This window comes from Lentzea sp. DG1S-22 (assembly GCF_036321065.1).
GTDB classification, from domain to species: domain Bacteria; phylum Actinomycetota; class Actinomycetes; order Mycobacteriales; family Pseudonocardiaceae; genus Lentzea; species Lentzea jiangxiensis.
This window is the reverse complement of record NZ_CP143276.1, coordinates 7,233,917-7,251,053: the sequence shown is the minus strand read 5'-3', so window position 1 is coordinate 7,251,053 and position 17,137 is coordinate 7,233,917. Positions and strand designations below refer to the sequence as shown.

At 70.4% G+C, this 17,137-nt stretch carries 12 protein-coding genes; 7 read left to right on the top strand and 5 right to left on the bottom strand.

All coding sequences use genetic code 11. The annotated features are described in order from the left end of the window. Positions 1-38 precede the first annotated feature (38 nt). Both V1227_RS34390 and V1227_RS34385 read right to left on the bottom strand, forming a co-directional pair. Complete coding sequence (locus tag V1227_RS34390) at positions 39-2,285, bottom strand: helix-turn-helix transcriptional regulator (RefSeq protein WP_329789379.1); 2,247 nt, start codon at positions 2,283-2,285, stop codon at positions 39-41. A 28-nt stretch (positions 2,286-2,313) separates the two neighbouring features. Continuing rightward, on the bottom strand, positions 2,314-4,530 hold the full coding sequence (locus V1227_RS34385; protein ID WP_442916398.1) for a GH92 family glycosyl hydrolase: 2,217 nt from the start codon (positions 4,528-4,530) through the stop codon (positions 2,314-2,316). 908 nt (positions 4,531-5,438) lie between these two features. Between V1227_RS34385 and V1227_RS34380 the strand changes: the two genes are divergently transcribed. The 7 genes from V1227_RS34380 (at position 5,439) to V1227_RS34350 (ending at position 13,494) form a co-directional block, all read left to right on the top strand. Further along, entirely contained in the window at positions 5,439-6,422 is a 984-nt protein-coding gene (locus V1227_RS34380; protein WP_236216419.1) for a LacI family DNA-binding transcriptional regulator, read from the top strand. After that, positions 6,419-7,444 (top strand): class I mannose-6-phosphate isomerase, encoded by a 1,026-nt coding sequence (locus V1227_RS34375; RefSeq protein ID WP_329789377.1) that lies wholly within the window; start codon positions 6,419-6,421, stop codon positions 7,442-7,444. The genes V1227_RS34380 and V1227_RS34375 overlap by 4 nt, the downstream gene beginning before the upstream one ends. A 2-nt stretch (positions 7,445-7,446) precedes the next feature. Then, positions 7,447-8,211, top strand: a complete 765-nt coding sequence (locus V1227_RS34370) for an ATP-binding cassette domain-containing protein (RefSeq protein ID WP_329789376.1) — start codon at positions 7,447-7,449, stop codon at positions 8,209-8,211. Then, a complete protein-coding gene (locus V1227_RS34365) occupies positions 8,212-9,249 on the top strand; it encodes an ABC transporter permease (RefSeq protein WP_329789375.1) in 1,038 nt (345 codons plus the stop codon). 15 nt (positions 9,250-9,264) lie between these two features. Then, positions 9,265-10,239: an ABC transporter substrate-binding protein gene (locus V1227_RS34360; RefSeq protein WP_329789374.1), complete on the top strand. Its 975-nt coding sequence runs from the start codon at positions 9,265-9,267 to the stop codon at positions 10,237-10,239. Positions 10,240-10,440: 201 nt separating this feature from the next. Beyond that, complete coding sequence (locus V1227_RS34355) at positions 10,441-11,967, top strand: alpha/beta hydrolase (protein ID WP_329789373.1); 1,527 nt, start codon at positions 10,441-10,443, stop codon at positions 11,965-11,967. A gap of 12 nt (positions 11,968-11,979) precedes the next feature. Further along, entirely contained in the window at positions 11,980-13,494 is a 1,515-nt protein-coding gene (locus V1227_RS34350; RefSeq protein WP_329789372.1) for an alpha/beta hydrolase, read from the top strand. Here the strand turns inward: V1227_RS34350 and V1227_RS34345 are convergent. The 3 genes from V1227_RS34345 to wecB are packed head-to-tail and all read right to left on the bottom strand — an operon-like array spanning position 13,479 to position 17,118. Then, positions 13,479-14,093, bottom strand: coding sequence for a hypothetical protein (locus V1227_RS34345; RefSeq protein ID WP_329789371.1), 615 nt, complete (start codon positions 14,091-14,093; stop codon positions 13,479-13,481). The two genes, V1227_RS34350 and V1227_RS34345, sit on opposite strands and share 16 nt — an antisense overlap. 11 nt (positions 14,094-14,104) lie before the next feature. Continuing rightward, positions 14,105-15,865 (bottom strand): polysaccharide deacetylase family protein, encoded by a 1,761-nt coding sequence (locus V1227_RS34340; RefSeq protein WP_329789370.1) that lies wholly within the window; start codon positions 15,863-15,865, stop codon positions 14,105-14,107. Next, the gene (gene wecB, locus V1227_RS34335; protein WP_329789369.1) at positions 15,862-17,118 is read right to left on the bottom strand and encodes a non-hydrolyzing UDP-N-acetylglucosamine 2-epimerase; all 1,257 of its coding nucleotides are present in this window, start codon (positions 17,116-17,118) and stop codon (positions 15,862-15,864) included. Before wecB ends, V1227_RS34340 begins: the two co-directional genes overlap by 4 nt. Positions 17,119-17,137 lie beyond the last annotated feature (19 nt).

Here is a 17,137-nt window from a genome sequence, read left to right as displayed (position 1 = left end):
TCCGGATGACGCGCAGCGTTACGTCTCAGTTGGACGATTCAGCGCGACCGGGCCCACGCCGCCAGCTGTGCGCGGGAGGAGAGGTTCAGCGCGGTCTTCACGTTGTGCACGTGGGATTCCACGGTCCGGTGCGAGATCCCGAGCTTGGCCGCCACCTGGGCGTTCGTCAAGCCCTGCGCCACGAGCTCGACGACCATGCGCTGCCGGTCGCTCAGCACCGGGTCCCCGGCGAATCCGGTGTCGAGCGCGGTCTCCAGGGCGTGCCGCACGTCCATGGCCCGCCCGGCGGTGAGCGCCCGGTGGAAGGCCGCGCGGGTCAGCGACTCCCGCGCGAGGTCCATCGCGGCCGTCATCTTCCGCCGCCACCACGGGTCCGGCGGGACGACCCACGTCGTGCGCATCTGGTGGCACGCGACCAGCAGGCGCACGCCGAGCTCGTGCCGTCCCGACAGCACCGCGACGAGCCCGCACCCCTCGACCGGCTCCAGCACGGCACGGGGCGTGTCCGCCGTCATCCGCGCGCTCTCGGCGAACCGGGCGCCGGCCGTCGCCAGGTCACCGCGTTCCAGGGCTATGCAGCCCGCGGAGTGCACGGTGATGGCCACGACGTCCCGCCGCGCGTGCGCCCTGAGCACCGGCAGCGCGGCCTCGACCAGCTCGGCGGCGGCGTCGACCTCGCCCTGGACGAGCAGCCCCCAGCCGAGGTTCTGGCTCGACACGGCCACGCTGACGTCGTTGCCGTTGCGCACGCCGTGCTCGATCGAGCGGCGCAGCGCCCGCATGGTGTTCGGCACGTCGTCCATGCCGTCGTAGGCGGCCGCCAGCGTCCGGAACAGCCGGCACAGGATCAGGTCCTGCCCGCCGGCCTCGGCCGTCTCGACCGCTTCGAGCGCGTACGCCACCGCCTCGTCGTGGCGTTCTTCGTGCCGTGCCAGCAGGGACGCGTACTCCAGCGCCAGGATCCGGTAGCGGGTGTCGGCGGGCGTCTGGTCCAGCACCTGCATGAGCACCGCGCCCGCCTCGGTGAAGTAGCCGCGGTCGAAGCACACCCGCAGCAGCATCGTGGCGAGCATCAGCCTGCGGTCGTCCTGCGGCGCCACCAAACGGTGGAACGCGTACGTCGCGTTGTCGTACTCCTCGTGGTGCGCCTTCATCTGTTCCGGCGTGAGGATCGACGACGAGACGCCCGGCTCGCCCTTCTCGCACAGCCAGGCGATGATCCGTTCGGCGATCACCTCGCGCTCGCCGTGCTCGGCGAGCCGTTCCTCCGCGTAGAGGCGGATCGACTCCAGCATCCGGAACCGGCCGTCGTTGCCCCGCACCACCAGCGACTTGGCCCGCAACGCGCCGAGCAGGGCGATCACCGGGCCGCCGTGCACCACCTCGGCGATCTCCAGCCCGAACCCGCCGGGCAACAGCGAAAGCCTGCGGAACAGCTCCTGCTCCCGCGTGGTCAGCAGGTCGTGGCTCCACGCGACGGCCGCGCGCAGGCTCCGGTGCCGAGCCTGCTCCCCCGCGTCGCTCAGCAGGTCGAGGCGGTGGTCGAGGCGGTCCGCGAGCTCGGCCGGCGGCACGGTCGCCGAGAGCTTCGCGGCCAGTTCGACGGCGAGCGGCACACCGTCGAGCCGCGCGCAGATCGCCGCGACACAGGCGTGGTCAGCCGCGGCACCGGCGCGTTCGGCGAAGAGGCGGACGGCGTCGGAGTCCATGCCGTGCAGCGGGTACACGACCTCACCGACGGCTCTGAGCGCCTCCCTGCTCGTCGCGAGGACCTGCACGTTCGGACAGCGCGACAGCAGCGCGTCCACGACCTCGCAGCACTCCTCGACGAGGTGCTCGCAGTTGTCGACGAGGAGCAGGACCCGGCGGTGGCCCAGCTCGGCGAGCAGCGTGGCCCGCAGCGAGAAGCCCGAGTGCTGGTACACCCCAACGGCTTCCGCGAACGCCTGCACCACCTGGTCCGGCCGGCTCAGCCTGCCCAGCTCGACCGTGCGCACCTCGGTCCGCCGCGCCCGCCGGGCCAGCTCGACCGCGAGCCGCGTCTTCCCGACCCCGGCCGACCCGACGACCGTGAGCACCCTGTGCTTGCGCAGCAACGGAAGCAGCTCGGCCAGCTCGCGTTCCCTGCCGACGAACACGTCGTCGTACGCCGGCAGCTCGGTGACCACAGTGGACGTACCGGAGGACCGCCGGCGGTACGCGCGCTGGCGGCACGCGTTGGAGCAGTACCGAGCCCGCGTCGGCAGGGGCGCGAAGTCCGTGCCGCAGCTCGCGCAGATGCCCATCGCACGAGCCTACGACCGAACGAGCGTCTCAATTGGGAAGTGTGTGGAGGTCGACCTCGAGGGTGGTGCCGGACCGCAGCTCCGCGAGCTCGATCCGGTCCTTCGACTTCGACAGCCACCCGCTGCGAACGCGCTGCACCACCTGCGTCTTCGCGACGTCGGCGGCCTCGGCCTCGATGACGACGTCCCGCCCGTTCTCCAGGTGGACGACCGCCTTGCGGAACCTGGGCGCGTGCGGCACGAACTCCCCGGTACCCGGCACGACCGGGTACATCCCGAGCGCGCTGAACACGTACCAGGCCGACATCGTGCCCAGGTCGTCGTTGCCCGTGACGCCCGCCGGCCCGTTGACGAACAACGTCTGCGCGGCCCGCACCACCACCGAGGTCTTCTCCGGCCTGCCGATGAGCGCGTACATCCAGGGCGCGTGCAGATCGGGCTCGTTGTTCGGGTTGTACCTGAACTGGTTGTAGTAGTCGTACGGCCCGACAACCCACTTCTCGCGGACTGTGCGCTTCGGGTCCGTCAGAAGGTCCGGGTACGCGAAGAAGTCGTCCAGCCGCGCCTCGGCCGCCGCCTTGCCACCGAGCGCCGTGATCAGCCCGGTGACGTCGTGCTGCGCGAGCCACTGGTACTGCCACGCCGTGCCCTCGTGGAACCCTTCCGGCCCCTGCGGCGTGAACGGGTCCAGCCAGGCACCGTTGGGCAGCTTGGGCCGGGGGAAGCCGGTGAAGCCCCGGTCCGTGACGCTGTGGTCCCACAGGGTCCGGTGGTTGAGGCCGCGCACCCTGAACCGTTCCGCGTCCTCCCGGTGCCCCAGCGCCTCGGCCATGACGGCGAGCGTGGCGTCGGCCAGCGCGTACTCCAGCGTCGCGGACGCGCCGTGGTGCGGGTCGGTGTCCTGCCCCTTCTTGGGGAAGCGCTTGTCGTACTGGACGAACCCGTTGGCGAGGTAGCTCGGGTTGCCCGACCTGCCCTGGAACCTGCTGGAGGCCGGCGGGACCCCGTCGGCGTTCTGCACCAGCGCGCGGTAAGCCTGCTCCTCCAGGCCTTCGAGGTGCCCGAACCGCCACAGGTCGACCAGGAACGGCGTGACCGGATCACCGGTCATGCAGTTCGTCTCCTGGTTCGCGAACGCCCACCGCGGCAACCAGCCGCCCTGCTCGTGGATGGCGAGGATGCTCCTCGCGATGTCCTGCGACCGCTTGGTGCGGAGCAACGCCAGCAGCTGGTTGTGGGCGCGGTAGGTGTCCCAGAGCGAGTAGTACTCGTAGTACGTCCAGCCGTCCGCGTGGTGGACCTGGCCGTCGAAGCCGCGGTACCGGCCGTCGGCGTCACTTCCGGTGAGCGGCTGCAGCAGCACGTGGTAGAGCGCGGTGTAGAAGACTGCGCGCTCGTCCCAGTCGTCCGTGTCGATCTCGATGCACGCGAGCTCGTCGCGCCACGCCTGCTGGGCCTCGTTGCGGAGCTCGTCGAAGGACCTGCCCCCCGTCTCGGCCTCGAGGTTGCCGGTCGCACCCGCCTCGTCCACTTGGGACAGCGCGGTGCTCGCGGTGACCGGTCCCGGCGTGAACGTGACCCAGGCGCCCCTCAGCCCCGCGCCGCCCCTCGACTCGGTCTGACCCGGCTTCGGCCCCGTCGGACCCCAGGTGCCGAAGCTCGCGAACGGCCGGTCGAACCTGGTGGTGAAATACGTCAGGTAGGGCCGGCCACCGCAGAACGCCTGCGTCTCCACGGTTCCCGTGATCGTGCGGTCGTCGACGACGCGGACCGAACTGGCGCTGACCGGCTCCTTGTCGTTGGCCTGGCCGACGTTGACGAGCAGCGTGCCCTGGACGCCGTTGGGGAACGTGTACCGCTCCACGCCCGTCCTGGTGGTCGCGGTGCACTCGACCGTGATGTCCCGGTCCAGCTTCACCTTGTAGTAGCCGGGTTTGCCGATCTCACCGTCGTGCGTGTAGCCGCTGGCGTAGCGCTTGTGGTCGAAGCTCTGCGGGAGCTGCGTGACCGGGAGGATCGAGACCAGACCGCCCTGCTCCCAGCAGCCCGCGCCGGACAGGAAGAAGTGGCCGAAGCCGTGGATGTGCCGGTCGTCGTAGCGGTAGCCGGCGTAGTGCGAGCCGATGGGGCTGCTGTGCGTTTTGCCGAAGGGCATGGAGGCGCCCGGGAAGGTGTTGCCCTCGTCCTTCGTGCCGATGAAGGTGTTGACCGACTCGATGGGGTCCAGTGCTTCCACGGGTTTCACCCTAGAGGGGGTGGGGGCGGGGTGGTGGCCGGCGGAAGTGGTCCGGTTGGGTGGTTCGGGGTGGGCTTCGAGGGTGGAGTCGGTCGCGGTTCCAGCGGGGTGGCCGCCTTGCGGCGTTGTCACCTTTGCGTGGTGGTCGCCTTGGGTCCTGTATCGCGCGTGGTTAAGTCATCGCCGCTTCGCGACGATTGCGTCATCACCGCTGATCAGAGCCGTATCGTCCGGACGGCTCGGCTTCGCCATCGCGCCAGCACTCGCCTTCGGCATCGGCTGACGATCCGACCGGGTGACTGCCGGAGTCGCGCGTCTGCCGGGGTCGCGTGACCGTCAGAGCCGCGTGACTGTCAGACCTCATCTGTACGTTGGGTCGCGGGGGACGCCAAATCAAAGGGGACCCCTGCGCGAGCATGCCGCGCAGCACGCGCGACACCCAGCCGTGCGGCACCCGACACTAAGCCGAACTGCCCCAAACCGGACCCCTGAGCGGCACCCACTGAGCGGCACCCACTGAGCCGCATACCCCGAGCCGCATGCCCCGAGCCGGACCCTCGAGCGCGTACCCCGAGCGGCCCCACCGAGGAGTCGCTCCGGGAAGCCGGACCAGGGAGCCGATCCGGGGACCGGACCGGGGTGCGCCGCCGCCGCACGCACACCCCGGCCCGGGGGCCTCGAGACCGGACGGCGCCGCCGGCGCTGTCCGTCACCTGATCATCGCGGAGCGCACACGGTGGAGGTCAAGACCATCGCGCCCACTTGTCCTGTTCCGGACATCAGGGGTGGCGGAGGGGTCCTGGACCGGTCAGGAAACTGTTGACATCGACGTAAAGCCGAGGTGAGATACGGCCACTATGACAACGTTGTCCCCCAGCGGGTCCGTAGCCGGTCAGCGCAAGGTACGTCGCGCGACGATGAACGACGTCGCGCGGCTCGCGGGCGTGAGCATCAAGACCGTCTCGCGCGTGGTCAACGACGAGCCGGGTGTGCACCCGTCCACCGCCGAGCGCGTGCTCGCGGCCATCGACCAGCTCGGGTTCCGGCGGAACCTCAGTGCCCGCAACCTGCGCCGGGGGTCGTCCACCGGCACGATCGGGCTGGTGCTGGAGGACGTCGGCAACCCGTTCTACTCCGGCGTGACCCGCGCTGTCGAGGAAATCGCCCGCCTGCGGGGCAGACAGGTGATCTCGGGGTCGTCGGACGAGGATCCCGGGCGTGAGCGCGAGCTGGCGCTGGAGTTCTGCTCCCGCCGCGTCGACGGGCTGCTGATCGTGCCCGCCGGGTTGCAGCACAGCTACCTCGTGCCGGAGATGCGCGCCGGGACGCCCGTGGTGTTCCTGGACCGGCCCGCCGGTGACGTCGTCGCCGACACGGTGCTGGTGGACAACATCGGCGGCACCGTCGAGGCCGTCACGCACCTCGCTTCGCACGGGCACCGGCGCATCGCGTTCCTCGGGGACGCGCCGGACATCTTCACCGCCAACGAGCGCCTGCGCGGGTACCGCGAGGGCTGCGTGCGGGCCGGGATCGGGTACCACGAGGAGCTCGTGGCGATGGGGCCGCACGACGAGAGCAGCGTCGCGACGACGTTGCAGCGGTTGCAGAGCATGCGCGAGCCCGCCACGGCGATCGTGGCCGGCAACAACCGCATCACCGTCTACATCCTGCGCGCGCTCGCGGGAGTCGCGGAACGGCCCGCGCTGGTGGGCTTCGACGACTTCGAACTCGCCGACCTGCTGTCGCCGCCGGTGACCGTGATCGCGCACGACGCGAGCGCGCTCGGCAAGGCGGCCACCGATTTGTTGTTCGCCCGACTGGACGGCGACAACTCACCACCGCGCCGCGTCGTGCTGCCGGTGCGCTTGGTGCCACGAGGATCCGGGGAGGTCCACGCGTGAGTTCTGGTGTGCTCCACCAGCCTGTCAACCTGCCTGCCAACCAGCCGAAGCAGTTCTACCGCGGCGGGGAGGCGATCGCCGCGCTGCGCGGCGGGACGAGCGGTGACTTCGGGCCCGAGGACTGGGTGGCCTCCACGACGACGCTCTACGGACGCAGCGACGCCGGGTTGACAACGCTGCCCAACGGCGTCCTCCTGCGCGACGCCGTGGAGGCGGACCCGACGGGGTGGCTCGGCGCGGACCACGCGGCGAAGTTCGGCGCGGACACGGCGTTGCTGGTCAAGCTGCTCGACGCGGGGCAGCGCCTGCCGGTGCACTGCCACCCGTCCAACGCTTTCGCGTCCTCGCACCTGAACTGCCGCCACGGCAAGACGGAGGCGTGGATCGTCGTCGGCACGACCGGTCCGAACCCGACCGTCTACATCGGATTCCGCGACGACGTGCCCGCGGACACCGTGGCCGACTGGGTCGCCACGCAGGACACGAAGGCGATGCTCGACGCGCTGAACCCGGTGTGCGTGCGGCCCGGTGACACGGTGTTCGTTCCCGCCGGGGTGCCGCACGCGATCGGCGAGGGCGTGTTCATCGTCGAACTGCAGCAGCCCACCGACTTCTCGGTGACGCTCGAGTGGCAGGGCTTCCTCGCCAACGCCGACGTCGGCCACCTCGGCCTCGGCTACGACGTCGCGCTCGACTGCGTGGACCGGCAGGGCTGGGGCGGCAAGCTCGCGAAGCTCGTCCGCCAGACGTCCGAGAAGTGGGCCCCGTCGGTCGACCTGCTCGGCGAGGACGCCAACCCGTTCTTCCAGGCCGACCGCCTGCACGTGGAGGGCTCCTTCGCGCTGGAGCCGTCGTTCGCCGTGCTCGTCGTGCTGGAGGGCTCCGGCCAGCTCGGCGGGCTGGAGGTGCACAAGGGCAGCACCGTCGTCGTGCCGCACGCGGCCGGCGAGCTCGGCCTGACCGGTGACCTGGTGGCGATCCGCTGCCGCCCGCCCGTTCTCTCCGCCGTGGAGGATGCATAGCGATGAGCCAGCCGCTGCTGGAGGCTCGTGATCTCACGAAGAACTACGGCACCGTGGAAGCTCTTCGCGGTGCCTCGTTCACCGCCCACCCCGGCGAGGTCGTGTCGCTCATCGGCGACAACGGCGCCGGCAAGTCCACCCTGGTGAAGTGCCTGGCCGGGGTGGAGCAGCCGACCGGCGGCACTCTGCTGTTCGAGGGGAAGCCCCTCACCCTGGGCTCCCCCAACGACGCCCGCGACCGCGGCATCGAGACGGTGTTCCAGGACCTCGCGGTCGCGCCGGACCTCGACCCGGCCGCGAACATGTTCCTGGGCCGGGAGATCCTCAAGCCGGGCCTCCTCGGCCGGCTCGGCGTGCTCGACAAGAAGGCGATGCGGCGGCAGGCCTCCGAGCACTTCGCGCGGTTCGGCGCGACGCTGCAGAGCGTGGACGTGCCGATCGCGGCGCTGTCCGGTGGCCAGCGCCAGTCCGTCGCGGTCGCGCGGTCGGTCGCGTGGGCGTCGAAGCTCGTGTTCATGGACGAGCCGACGGCCGCACTCGGTGTGGTGCAACGGGAACGCGTGCTGGACGTGATCAGGCGCGTGCGCGACGAGGGCGTCGCCGTGGTGCTGATCTCGCACAACATGCCCGAGGTGCTGTCGGTCTCCGACCGCGTCGAGGTGCTGCGCCTCGGCCGGCGCGTGGCCCGGTTCAAGGCGGCGGACACCAGCGTCGAAGAGCTCGTGGGCGCGATGACCGGCGCCCTCACCCAGGAGGACGCGGCGTAAATGACCACGGACGAGAAGACAGCGTTGTCAACTCTGCCCGACGACCCGCGCACGCCGTTGATCAAGCGCCTGACCGGGGCGAACACGTTGTGGATCGGCCTGGTGCTGCTGGTGCTGGTCGCCGTGTTCGGCGCGATCCGCCCGGACGCGGTGTTCCAGGTGACCACGCTGCAGTTCCTGCTGGCGGAGACGGCCGTGTTGCTGGTGCTGTCCGTCGGCATGACGTTCGTGATCATCACGTCCGGCATCGACCTGTCCGTCGGTTCGGTGCTGGTGTTCGCGTCCGTCAGCTCCGCGATGGCCATGAACGCGGTGTCCGGCGGTGACGCGACGAACGCGGGCTGGGGCGTGATCGGGTTCGGCCTGCTGGTCGCGGTCGTCAGCGGTGCGGCGTGGGGCCTGCTCAACGGCCTGCTGATCTCGCGGGCGAAGATCCCGCCGCTCATCGTGACCCTGGGCTCGTTCGGCGCGGCGCAGGGCGCGGCCCTGCTGCTCAACAACGGTTCCAACGTCTCGGGCATCCCGGACAGGCTGAACCGCACGTTCGGCTCCGGCACGTACTTCGGGATCCCGAACATCGTGATCGTGGCCGCGGTCGTCACCGCTCTCGGCGCACTCCTGCTGTCCACCACGCGCTTCGGCCGCTACACCTACGCGGTCGGGTCGAACGAGGAGGCCGCACGGCGCGTCGGCATCTCGGTGCGCGGCCACCTGACGAAGGTGTACCTGCTCGCGGGCGCGCTGGCGGGGCTCGCGGGCTTCATGGGCAACGCGTTCTTCCGCGTCGCCGTCGTCACCGGCCACGAGACGGACAACCTGAACGCGATCGCCGCCGTCGTCCTGGGTGGCACGAGCATCTTCGGCGGCACGGGCTCCGTCCCGGGCACGGTGTTCGGCGTGTTCATCCCGGCGGTGCTGGAGAAGGGCCTCGTGATCATCGGGGTCAAGGAGTTCTGGCAGCCGATCGCCGTGGCGGTCGTGCTGGTGGCCGCCGTGTGGCTGGACCAGACACGGCGTCGGGCGCGCAACCAACGTTAGGAAGGTGCTGGACCGATGAAGATCCGCTCCGCAGTGGTTGTCTCGGCAGCGTTGCTCCTCGCCGCGTGCGGCGGTGGTGGTCAGATCGGCGACTCGAACTCGGGCGGCACCGCCGCGAACAAGAAGCTGGTGCTGATCCCCGGCATCACGGCGGAACCGTTCTACATCTCGATGCGGTGCGGTTTCGAGGAGGCGGCGAAGGCGGCGGGCTACGAGGTCGACACGCAGGCGCCCGCCAAGTTCGACGCGGCGCAGCAGACCCCGATCGTCACGGGCGTCCTGGCCTCGAAGCCGGCCGCGGTCCTCATCGCGCCGACCGACGACAAGGCCATGGCGGGCCCCATGAAGCAGCTCAAGGACGCGGGCATCAAGGTCGTCGAGGTGGACACGAAGCTCCAGGACACCTCGATCGCCCTGTCCTCCATCTCCTCCGACAACGAGCAGGGCGGCAAGCTCGCCGCCGAGACGCTGAACAAGCTCGCGGGCGGCAGGAGCGGTTCGGTGCTGGTGCTGAACACCAAGGCGGGCACGTCGACGACGGACGCGCGCGCCAAGGGGTTCGAGGAGGCGATCAAGGCGTTCCCGAACCTCAGGTACATCGGCCAGCAGTACACCGACAACGAGCCCGCCACCGCCGCGTCGAAGGTGACCGCGACCCTGGCCGCGAACCCGGACCTGATCGGCGTGTTCGCCACCAACCTCAACACCGGTGAGGGCGCCGCCACCGGGCTCAGGAACGCCGGCAAGACGGGCGCGGTGAACCTGGTGGGCTTCGACGCCTCGCCGAAGCAGGTGCAGGACCTGCAGGCGGGCACCGTGCAGGCGTTGATCGCCCAGGACCCGGCGACGATCGGCAGGCAGGGCGTCGAGCAGGCCATCGCAGCGATCGACGGCAAGGAGACCAAGCGCGACATCGAGACCGACCTGGTCGCCATCACCAAGGACGACGCCTCGGCCAACTCGAAGTACTTCTACAAGCAGTCCTGCTGATCCACCACGGGACAGGGCCGTTCCTCCTCGCGAGGGGCGGCCCTGTTCCGTCGGATGACGTACGTCATCGGGGTTTGCCCGCAACGGCGTAAGACGAGAGTCGTACCCGTTCGCCTCCCAAAGGCCGATGCTCCCGCACCCCCGGAAGCGATGAGCTGGGGGCACCGGCCGTGACGGGCCGGTAGAAGGGGGAACAACCCGATGCACCGCGCGACATTGGCGACGGCACTGGCCGTCGCCACCTCGGCGAGCCTGCTGGTGGCACCGCAGGCACTCGCCCGACCACCGCAGCAGATCCAGTGGCAGAAGTGCTTCGACCCGCCGCGACCGGGCTTCCCGGCGGGGTCCGAACGGCTGGAGTGCGGCAGCTTCACCGCGCCGATGGACTGGAACAACCCGCGCAACGGCAAGACCATCACGATCGCCGTCAGCCGGCTCACGCCGAAGAACGGCCGGGCGAATTCCACCGTCTTCACCAACCCCGGCGGCCCCGGCGGTCCCGGCCGCACGATGCCGCTGCTCTACCTCGAGCGGCCGAAGCTGAGCGAGAACGCCGAGATCATCGGCATCGACGTGCGCGGCACCGGCGCGAGCAGCAACGTCACGTGCGGCGGCTTCAACACCGACGGGCAGGTCGACCCGCGCGACCGCGGCAAGGCCAACCTCGACCTGCTCTACGGCAGCATGGAGCTGCTCGCCGAGTTCTGCCAGGCCAAGTCCGGCGAGTTCGGCAGGTACGTCTCCACCGACCAGACGGTGAAGGACCTCGACCTGCTGCGCCAGGTGCTCGGCAAGAAGAAGGTCAGCTGGCTCGGCTACTCCGGCGGCAGCTGGATGGGCGCCTACTACGCCACGTACTTCCCGAAGACCCTCGACCGGATCGTGCTCGACTCCAACGTCGACTTCACCCTGCCGTGGCAGCCGATCTTCGACGACTGGGGCATGGCCTTCGAACGCCGGTTCCGCGTCGACTTCCTGCCCTGGGTGGCGAAGTACGACAACGTCTACCACCTCGGCAAGACCGGCGAGGAGGTGCGCCAGTCCTACGAACGCACCCGCGCCAAGCTCAACGAGGAGCCCGTCACGCGACCGGACGGCGTCTACAACGGCGTGACGCTCGACGCGCTGCTGCGCAGCACGCTCTACAACAAGGCAAGCTTCGCCGAGGGCGCGCAGACGTTCGCGGAACTGGCCGGAACCGTGCAGGCTCCGGTGAACGCGCTGGCAAGTCATCCGGACGCCCAGCTGGGCACCGCCTACTCGATCCTGTGCAACGACACGCCGTTCCGCGGTGACCGCAAGTACCTGGAACGCGACGGCACGCGGGACGGCGCCAAGTGGCCGCTCGTCGGCTACACGCAGATCGCCGGGCCGTGCGCGTTCTGGGACCGGCCGGACATCCGGCTGAAGCAGCCCACCGGAACCGGTGTCGCGCCGACGCTGATGGTGCAGTCCGTCCGCGACCCCGCCACACCGATCGAGCAGGCGCGGCGGGCGCACCGCAACTTCGAGAACTCCGTGCTGCTCACCGTGGAGGACGAGGGCGACCACGGCATCTACGGCTTCGGCAACCAGTGCGTGGACGACGTCGTCGAGCGCTACCTCGTCGACGGCGTCACGCCGGCCGGGGACCTGAAGTGCCCCGGTGTCCCGCTGCCCGCACCCGGTGAGGCCACGCGGAACTCGCTCACGACGGCACAGCGGCTCGCCACCCGGCTCGGCTGGTAGGAGGGGGAACTCATGCACCGCAAGAAGATGGCGGCGGCACTCGCCGCCGCGACGGCGACATCGCTGCTGATCGCGCCACCGGCGCAGGCGAGCGGGTTCGCCGCGCAGGAGATCAAGTGGCAGAAGTGCACCGACGAGCCGGGCTTCGAACGGCTGGAGTGCGGCAGCTTCACCGCGCCGATGGACTGGGACAACCCGCGCAACGGCAAGACCGTCACGATCGCTGTCAGCCGCACGGTTCCGTTGAACGGCAAGGCGAAGACCGCCGTCTTCACCAATCCCGGCGGACCGGGCGGCGCCGGGCGGACGCTGCCGCTGGTCTACCTGAACCGGCCGAAGCTCAGCGAGAACGCCGAGGTCTACGGCATCGACGTCCGCGGCACGGGCGCCAGCAGCAACGTCACGTGCGGCGGGTTCGACACCCTCGGCTCGACGGACCCGCGCGACCGCAGCAGGGCGAACCTCGACCTGATCCACAGCGGCATGGAGCTGCAGGCGAAGTTCTGCCAGACCAAGTCCGGCGAGTTCGGCCGGTACGTCACCACCGAGCAGACCGTGAAGGACCTCGACCTGCTGCGCCAGGTCATCGGGCGCAAGAAGGTCGACTGGCTCGGCTACTCCGGCGGCAGCTGGATGGGCGCCTACTACGCCACGTACTTCCCGAAGACGCTCGGCAGGATCGTGCTGGACTCGAACACGGAGTTCACCGCGCCGTGGCAGACGGTGTTCGGCGACTTCGGCATGGGCTTCGAACGGCGGTTCCGCGTCGACTTCCTGCCGTGGGTGGCGAAGTACGACGACGTCTACCACCTCGGCAAGACCGCGGAGGAGGTGCGCCAGGCCTACGAACGCACCCGCGCCAAGCTCGCCCGGCAGCCCGTCACGCTGCCGGATGGCACGTACCACGCGGTCACCCTGGACATGGTGCTCATCCAGGGCCAGTACAGCAAGTACGCCTTCGACGGCGCCGCGCGCAAGCTGGCCGAACTGGCCGGTGCGGTGCCCGTGCAGATGACGGCGCAGGCCAGCTACCCGGACGCGCAGAACGCCACCCTGCACACCATCCTGTGCAACGACACGAAGTTCCGCGGTGGTCGCGAGTACCTGGAACGCGACGGCACCCGGGATGGCGCGAAGTGGCCGCTCACGGGCTACTACCAGATCATGGGCCCGTGCGCGTTCTGGGACCGGCCGGACGTGAACCTGAAGCGCCCCGACGGGGTCGGTGTCGCACCGTCTTTGATGGTGCAGTCCGTGCGCGACGCACCGACACCGGTCGAGGGGGCGCGCAAGGCGCACGCCGGGTTCGCCGGCTCGCGGATGCTCACCGTGCGGGACGAGGGTGACCACGGCATCTACGGGTTCGACAACGCCTGCGTCAACGACGTCGTCGAGCGCTACCTCGTCGACGGCGTGACGCCGCCCGGCGACCTGTCCTGCCCCGGTGTGCCGCTGCCCGAACCGGGTGCGCGGCAGGCCGGTCCGCTGGAGCAGGCGCGGAGGCTCGCGGTTCAGCTCGGCTGGTGAATCTCGAGCACGGCCTGGGAGAACGTCGTGCACCAGGCGCTCTCGGTGAAGCCCGGCCCCGTCTCCTCACCGATGTAGAGGTCGATGTGCCGGTCACCGCCGAGACCCGGCGTGAACTCGTCGGTGATCTCCCAGGCCGAGGACACGAGCTTGCGGCAGACGGCGGCGTCGACGTCGCCGCCCTCCGGCGTCCGTCCACAGGAGATCAAGTCGACGCGTGAACCGGTCCTCACCCCGTCGGCGGCGGCCGAGACGAAGGGCCGGAGGGGTCTGCCGAACGAGTCGCGCGGCTCGGTGTCGAGCCAGTAGCCCGTGTCGTGCGACCAGTTGAGGTACCGGCCGTCCGCCGTGCGGCCTGTACCTTCGTCCCTCACCGCCTTCGCGAACGACTGCGGGAAGGTGCCGAGCAGGTCCTCGCCGTTCTCGCAGTCGATGACCGGGCATCCGCGCACGGGCACCGCCGGTCCGCCGTGGAAGGCCTCCACCGCGGTGTAGTAGACGGTGACCCGCCAGCCCTCGTCCGTGCCGCCGGACGCGGGTGGCACCACCTGACCGGCGGAACACCCGGCCAGCAGCAGGACCACCCACACCCAGCGCACGTGACCTCCGATCAGCCCGCCATCACGGTGCCGACGGACACGAACCGGTAGCCCGCGCTCTTCAGCCCCGAGACGGTCTGCTGCAGGTACCCGGTACCGAGGTACGGGTGGTAGAAGAAGCTCGCGACACCATCATCGACCACCTTGAGCTGTCGCGCCGTCTCGACCAGGTCGGCCGGCAGGCGCGCGGGGTGGTTGTTGAACGGCTCCGGCTCGACGTTGCCCACCGCCTCCGGCGCCACGACGGAGCCGTAGACGTCGCGGACCAGGTACGGGAAGTACTGGCCGTAGATCTTGTCGTACTGCGGCGCACCCGTTCCGCAGGCGCCGTTCGGGCAGTACCCGGCGAAGTACAGGCCGCGGTCGTAGCGCTTGCCGAAGTTCTGCTGGACGACCTCGTAGTCCACGGCCGACGCGGCGTAGTGCGGCGGCTCGAAGACGGCCGGCCTGCCGAACCCGGCCGCGGCGAGTGCCGAGGTAGCCGAGTTGATCCTGCCCTGCATCCACGCCGCCGAGTCACCGGGCACCGGGCCGTCGTAGACGACGCTGTCGTTCTCGTCGACGTGCGCGAGGTAGAACTCGAAGTCGTTGCCGCTGCGCCCGTCGTACGGGTTGACGAGCTTCCCGAACTGGTGCGTGTAGCCGTGCATCAGGATCGTGCCGCCGCGCTGGACCATGTACTTCAGCGCGTTCACGACCTGCGGGCGCTGTGCCAGGTCGGCCGCCTCCGGCACGCCGCCGTTGCCGGCGCCGAGCGGGTTCTCGAAGCGCGGGTAGACCGCGATGCCGAACGGGATGTCCTGCGACCTCAGGTAGTCGGCGATCGCGCGCAGCTCGTTCGGGTCGGCGTCGGGACCGACGTCCTCGATGCGCACCAGCGCCCGCTTGCGGTCGGCCATCGCCGGGTTCGAGACCTTGCTGATCAGGTCCGCCGCGGCGAGGTAGCGGTCGCCGTGGTCGACGTAGCTGAACGGGACCTCTCCGATGTAGGTGAGGTTCTTCGCCCTGGTGGCCCAGTTGATCGGTCCGGCCGCCGAGCCGGTCGCGACCGCCGGCACCGACGCGATGGCCGGGTCCGTGATCGAGGTGATCATCAGACCGGACGGCGTCGCGAGCGGGCTGCGGCCCAGGTCCGTGTTCTCGTACCGGACGGTGGTCGCCGCGCCGGTGTCGTACCGCACCCAGTTCCAGCCGTAGGTCGCCCGGAAGTTCGGCGCACGGGCGGTGAGCTGCCAGATGTTGTGCGCCATCCACAGCACCGGCCTGCTGCCCGCGAGCACGTCGTCGAGGAACGGCACGGGGATCGGCTCGTCGTAGGTCGAGCCGATGTAGATCACGCCGGTGTAGCCGGACATCTCCCCGGCGACGTACGAGCCGACCGGGTGCATGACGTACGAGCTGCCGTGCGAGGCGAGGTTGCCCGCCTGCACCGCGTACGCCTCACCCAGCCACGCCCAGGGACCGGTGCTGTCGTAGAGGACCAGCGTCTTCTGCGACGCCTTCGCCCCCGGCGCGCCCCCACCGTTCGTGCCCTGCGCGGACGCGACGCCGAGCGCCGTCGAGACCACGCCGGGCTGCGTGGTGCGCTGGGCGATGCGCGTGCTCGTCGCGGACGGCTTGCTGTTCGTCAGCGGAGGCGCGGGCAACGTGCTCCCGACCAGTTCACCGGCGGCGCCCGGGGTCAGCGGGAGGGGCGCGGCCTGGGCGGGAGCGGGAACCATCGCGACCGCCAGGGCAACCCCGGCGGCCACCTCGAGAAGTCTGGCCTTCATGCCACATTCACCTCTCCGGGCAGGCGCACGGTCGCGCTGCCCGCACAAGGAGCGAACTCGTCGGGGCGCTGCTGTTGCATGCCCAGCAGCCAGGCGAGCGCCTGTTCGGTGCGCACGGAGGCGAGGCCGTCGCCGAACGGGTTGCCGTCCGCTGTCATCGCCTGGCGCGCGGACGGGGTGTCGAGCAGGCGCAGGGTGAGCGACGTGATCCGCTCGCGGTCGGTGCCGACGAGCACGGCGCAGCCCGCGTCCACGGCCTCCATGCGCTCGGTCACGTCCCGCAGCACCAGGGCCGGGACGCCGAACGACGGCGCCTCCTCCTGGATGCCGCCCGAGTCGGACAGCACCAGCGTGCACTGCGCGAGCAGCCGGGCCATCTGCGCGTACGGCAGCGGGTCGGTGATGGTGACGCGGCCGACGCCGCCGAGCACGTCCACGACCTGCGCGCGCACGGCGGGGTTCGGGTGCGCGGGCAGCACGACCTCGACGTCGGGGCGTGCCCGCACGATGTCCTCCACGGCGTGCAGCACGCGGTCGAGCGGCTCACCCCACGACTCGCGCCGATGCGTGGTGACGAGAACCAGCCGGGATTGTCCGCTGTGGACACGGTTCTCGAGTTCCTGCAGCCGGGCGTCGCCGTAGGGGGCGCGCCGGGTGGCGACGTCCAGCACGGCGTCCACCACGGTGTTGCCGATGGTGAGGACGTTGTTGCCCCGCAGGGACTCCGCGGCGAGGTGCGCGGCGGAGTCGGCGGTCGGGGTGAGGTGCAGCGACGCGAGCTGGCCGACCATCCTGCGGTTCCCCTCCTCGGGGAACGGCGAGGTCAGGTCGTGCGAGCGCAGGCCTGCCTCGAGGTGCACGACGGGGATCTGACTCCAGAACGCGACGAGAGCGCCCGCGAGCGTCGTCGTCGTGTCGCCCTGCACGAGCACCGCGCCGGGCACGCGCTCGGTGAAGAGCCGGTCGAACTCCGCGATCAGCCGGCTGGTCAGCTCGGCCTGGCCGCCCGTGACGCGGTTCAGCTCGAGCGTCACGTCCGCGGCGAAGCCGAACGACTCGAGCGCCTGGTCGACCATCCCGGGGTGCTGCCCCGAGTTCACCAGCACGGGCCGGATCCGGCCGCCGGCGTACATGGCGGCGGCGACCGGCGCCATCTTCACCGCTTCCGGACGCGTTCCCGCGACCAGGAGGACTTCGGGAACCCCACCCCCGCAGAACCGCCGGGGGCCGGGCACCAGGGCACTTGGACCCATCTTCTACCTCTTTGCACCA